Genomic DNA, 4,535 nt, shown 5'->3' with positions numbered 1-4,535 from the left:
GTTCAGGAAGCTGGCTGAACAGTATCCCGGCCTCGAGCCCTGGATCGACAAAGGCATCGCGGTGGCGATCGATGGGACGATCTATCGCGAGACGTGGTCGAAGGAATTGCCGCAGGGGGCGGAGATTTTCTGCTGCCGAGGCTGGCGGGTGGGTAGGCGGACAGCCGTATCCCCGCCGTCGACGACGCAGATCTGGCCAAGTGAATTGAAATAGCGAACACAACGCAAAGATTTCATTATGTGAGAGGAATATCAGGCCAGTCGTCGGGAACAAGAGCTGGCGGCTTAGTCCATGGCCCTTCAACCAACGCGGCTTGAAACCAATCGTCACGTAGGTTCGCGTGCTCAGTAACAATCAATTGGAAGCCGGGCGCATCTTGAATCGTGAACCGAGACAGGACCTCGAACAGCCGCCTAACGGCCTCCAGATCGGCATCCTTTTCAGTCTGTTCGATTGACCCTCCAGCTTCCGCGTAAGCCTTCTCCGAAGGAAAATATACCTGTGTCGGTTGGTCGATTAGCATGAATCTCGGTATGGGCTGACCGTAAGTCGAAGCGAACCGATGAAGGGCCAGTAGTGCGGCCAGATGATACGCCAAGTGATTTTCGCCGCCACCTGTCCTGTTCATATAGATCGGCCGACCAGGCCGATCTATAACGACAGTGAGATTGTGCAGGTCAAGGCGAGCCGGGTACTGGCCAAACTCACCACCGAGAGCGGCGATGTATCCAGACATATGCATAGAGATATTGCTGAGTGTCGATACCAAACGAGATTCTGTATCATCGGCGCCAAGCTTTCGTTCGAGACCTTCTACCTTGGCCTTGAGTCGGCGCTCCTCATTCTTAAGCTTCGTCATCTCGGTATCGGGTACAAGGTTCTCCAGAAACAAACTAATGCGACCGACCACACGTGAAGCGGCGTTGTTCCTGCTGCCCGTCTGGGCGATTACTTCGCTGGCCGCAATGGCGGAAGCTAGTTCCAACTCCCTGCTTCGGAGGTCGTCTCCTATCGAGACCACTTCCTTCTGCCGCTCGACCAAATAGGCTTCTAAGGCGGGCCGTTCGCCAGTCACAGCTATCAGTTCGCGATCCAAAGAGGCGAGTTCCGATAAAAGTGCCTCGGCAATAGGGGTTGTCATGCCGAGGTTGGCTTCTACAAATGGCCACTGCCATTCCCCTGTGGCCTTGTTGGAGGGGAGTGCCTTGATAGAACTCAAGCGATCCCGTTGCTCCGTAACTTCGCTCTGGAAACCTTCCGCTCGGCGGGCGAACTGCTGCGCGCTTTCTATCCGGCGCTGTGTCTCTCGACGTCGTTCCCTGAGATCGACCAAGTCGTTCTCGATGGTTGACACCCTTTGACCGTCGTCTTCGGGTGTAGGCGTTGGTTGCCAGTCAAGAGCCTGTCGGAGAAGATCGACGACCGCCACCTCGTCGCCGCCAATGGATCGTAGAATGCCAACGGCCCGAGCTTCCGACAGGAGGCCGATCGCGCGCTCCTCGGAACTGTCGATTGCTTCGTTGGCTTGCTGGACGAGCTTTGCATTTAAGCGAAGCTCGCGTTGCGCAATGCGCAGTTGGGATTCCAGTGTAAACTTGTCTCTACCAGACACCCCCAGCAGGATGGGTAGCGTGTCCTTGATCGCTTGCGGCTGGTGCGGCTCGTTCTGGCGATAGAACAACTGATCCTTGTTGGTTACAATCGCCTGTTTCTGGAACAGGTAGTAGAAGGTATGTTTTACGTTTGCATCGTAGCTGTCCCGACTGTTTTCAAGCGGAACATCGGTGGTATTCTCAGGAATGCCGAGCAACCCCGTTAGCAGAGCGACGACGCCGTCATCAGTGTCGTTGACTACGAGTTCGTTGAACGCTGGTGCATTTAGCACGGCTCCGCGGCGAACCATGACGGTACTTCCGCTTTGCGCACCAAGTACAGGAGCTGGTTTCGCCACGAGCACCTGTTCGCCCTCGAAACGATAAATAACCGCGTACCAAGTTACGTGATCCCGGATCACGCCTTCGGGCACGTTGAAGGTCGATCGTCCCATGCAATATTCGATGATATCCGAAAGGGCGGATTTGCCGGTGGAGGACCTGCCAGTAATTACGTTGAGGCCATCATGAAAGATCACATCCCGACGGCGGCCATCATTACTATATATATGGATTGACTTGATCTTCATGGTCTAATGCCCAGTGTGGTATAGATAGTTCCTCTATCACCAATGCGCGCGAACTCTTTTCCCAAGAACGCCGCAACGCGTTGACAAGCTATGGACTCAGGAGTGCCGTTAATAGTCTTTCGCACACCTTTTGGCTTGGAAAGCAACCGGCCGTCCGGCTGAACAGCCAGTGCATCGACATGCATGAGCAACCCGAGTGCTTCGAAAGTGAACGGAAGGATATCGGTGCAACGACGGTCGAATCCAACTTGGAGTTCCGGATGCTCCGCAACCACCTTCAAGAAATAACCGCGGTTTCCGCGCTGCAAAGTTTCACGAGACTGGCGCTGCAAACACAATGGCAAAATCAGCAGGGACAACGAGAATGGCATGCCTTCTTTGGCTTCCTCCTCGAACCCAGATAAAGCGCGAAAGAGCACAAGGCCACAAAATGCAGGGTTGAAGAGGTTGCGAATCTCAATTGGCCGCTCGCTCCAGCTTTTCATGCGGCAATGCCCAACAATTGAGCCAAGCGCTGCATGAATCGCGGATGCCAATAAACTCGGGGAGATGGAGTCGAATTGGCGAGAATATGGAAAGCACCGCGAACCACATATGGCTCCATGACGCGCTCCCGTATTCTTAGCCTTTCCGTTTCCATCTCTGCCCAAAGATAAAGCTCTTTGCCGGCTGCAATGCATGCATCAGGTTGGCTATCATCGGTAATGGTCTCGAATGCGATCTCCCGATAATGTGCCCATTCCTCGACGAGACGGTCTTCGTATTCCTCGATCTCACCCGAGACCAGCAGGTTTTCGCGAGCCCAACTCGAGCGCTGTTCGAACGCCCGGTAGTAGTCGAGGATCGCGTTTTGGATTCGACCTGCCGGCAGATCGAGCACACGCAGTTGCTCAACGAATATTCGTGGGTCGTTTAAGGCATCGATCTTGCCGTCTGGATGGCGATTTCGGAACGTTATGGGCAGGTTATCCGCTCGATACTCGTCGGCGAGCGCCGCAAGCTTGTCGGAAACCTCCTGGACCTTGATCGGTTTCTTCCGTTCGCCAGACAGAAGCTTAATAACGGTGTCGGTCCACCAACCCTCAAGTCTCTCGAACAAAGCGACGCGGAATTCTCGGCGGACGGTGCGAAGCCGTTGATCCACCAACATCGGAATTTCATTAATTCGTGGTGCCGCTGGGAAGATCGTTATGCGTCCGTAGAAATCTCGGGTCTCTTCGGCGGTCAAACCATCGAGTTCGGATTTGACTTTTGCGATTTCACGGGACTGGCTTTGAGCCAGAATATTCGCGGCCACTTCAGCTCTAGTGCCGTCATCTGCTTGCACACCGGTAAACAGGGTAAGGAATGAGTTGGGAGAAATACTCGCAGTGCTGAACAAAAGGAAGCGGGCGTCAGACGCCTCCATACCGCTCGCCTTGTAGTATTTGATCCATATGCGCACCGACTTCCAGAAGTCGACCGATAAGTCCGAGAGCCTGTCTCCTGGGGCTTTGTGCTTAAGCGAAGCCAGCGAGACACCTGCATTGGTGGCTACAAATTCTACGTCATCATTTCTTTCGATGTATACAGCACCATCCTCCGGAAGATCGAGCACCTTCAGGAGTGCAAATCTGGCCTGATATATATAACCTAGCCCCTGCTCCGCTGCCGAAAACGCCGAACTAGAGTCGGTCATTCACCGGAAACTCAATAACAGGATATTTGAGACACGTTCCAACTCATCCCCCATCTATGTTTGCGATTTAAATATCTGGGTTATTTTAAATAAACAACCACTCGATTTGATGGGCGAGTGCGAAAATTGCTGCGCAGTTGTGATTTCTGCGGCCTTGGACACTGGCGCGAATTGTGACGAGTGAATGGCTACTTTTCTTCCACGATCCGCAAATACGCCGCCGTCACGAACAGCACGAACAAGATCCGCCTTGCCTCCTCGGGCATTAGCAGGGTCGTCAGCACCGGGAGATTTCATGCCGAGGTGACGGGTGCCGCGAGGCGACTCAGCCCGCGAATGCTTCGAATGTATCCCTGGAGGTCAGCATCGCCTGGCCCTTGAACGAGATCGAGAAATCACCGAGCTGGTACTGGCCCTGGTCATTCTTGACCAGAATGTCGCCATCAACCGTGTTGAAGCCACTCTCGATGCTTTTGAGGATCCTGTCGACGTAGCGCAGGTTGCTCTTGGCGGAGAGACTGTCTTTCTTGGCCAGCTGCGCGAGACCTTGGAGCTTCGGATCGTCGCCGATGCTTTGCAGCCGTGCTTCAACGGCCTCGGGGCCGGTGCGCGCCAACGCCGCATTCAGGGCCGGCAGTGCCTTCTGCAGGCTGAACAATGCAGAGGCTATGGAT

The 4,535-nt window shown here is 54.3% G+C and carries 4 protein-coding genes and 2 pseudogenes; 1 reads left to right on the top strand and 5 read right to left on the bottom strand.

Going from position 1 to position 4,535, the window contains the following annotated elements; all coding sequences use genetic code 11:
• Positions 1-156: pseudogene (locus EN906_RS24060) on the top strand (MoaD/ThiS family protein); the annotation flags it as partial.
• 80 nt (positions 157-236) lie between these two features.
• Here EN906_RS24060 and EN906_RS24055 read toward each other — a convergent pair.
• From EN906_RS24055 to EN906_RS24035, 5 genes and pseudogenes are all read right to left on the bottom strand, one after another.
• Positions 237-2,183, bottom strand: coding sequence for a DUF3732 domain-containing protein (locus tag EN906_RS24055; protein WP_127266995.1), 1,947 nt, complete (start codon positions 2,181-2,183; stop codon positions 237-239).
• On the bottom strand, positions 2,180-2,668 hold the full coding sequence (locus EN906_RS24050; protein ID WP_127266996.1) for a three component ABC system middle component: 489 nt from the start codon (positions 2,666-2,668) through the stop codon (positions 2,180-2,182). The genes EN906_RS24055 and EN906_RS24050 overlap by 4 nt, the downstream gene beginning before the upstream one ends.
• Entirely contained in the window at positions 2,665-3,861 is a 1,197-nt protein-coding gene (locus EN906_RS24045) for an ABC-three component system protein (protein ID WP_127266997.1), read from the bottom strand. Before EN906_RS24045 ends, EN906_RS24050 begins: the two co-directional genes overlap by 4 nt.
• Positions 3,862-4,049: 188 nt before the next feature.
• A pseudogene (locus tag EN906_RS38455) lies at positions 4,050-4,151 on the bottom strand (ABC transporter permease); the annotation flags it as partial.
• A 35-nt stretch (positions 4,152-4,186) separates the two neighbouring features.
• Positions 4,187-4,535 (bottom strand): hypothetical protein (locus EN906_RS24035; RefSeq protein ID WP_206529158.1); only part of this gene is annotated, 349 nt, incomplete at its 5' end.

Origin of the sequence: Mesorhizobium sp. M7A.F.Ca.CA.004.06.1.1, from assembly GCF_003999135.1 — a bacterium.
Taxonomy (GTDB): Bacteria; Pseudomonadota; Alphaproteobacteria; order Rhizobiales; family Rhizobiaceae; genus Mesorhizobium.
Note: the sequence above shows the minus strand (reverse complement) of the source record. Positions and strands in the feature narration are given on the sequence as shown.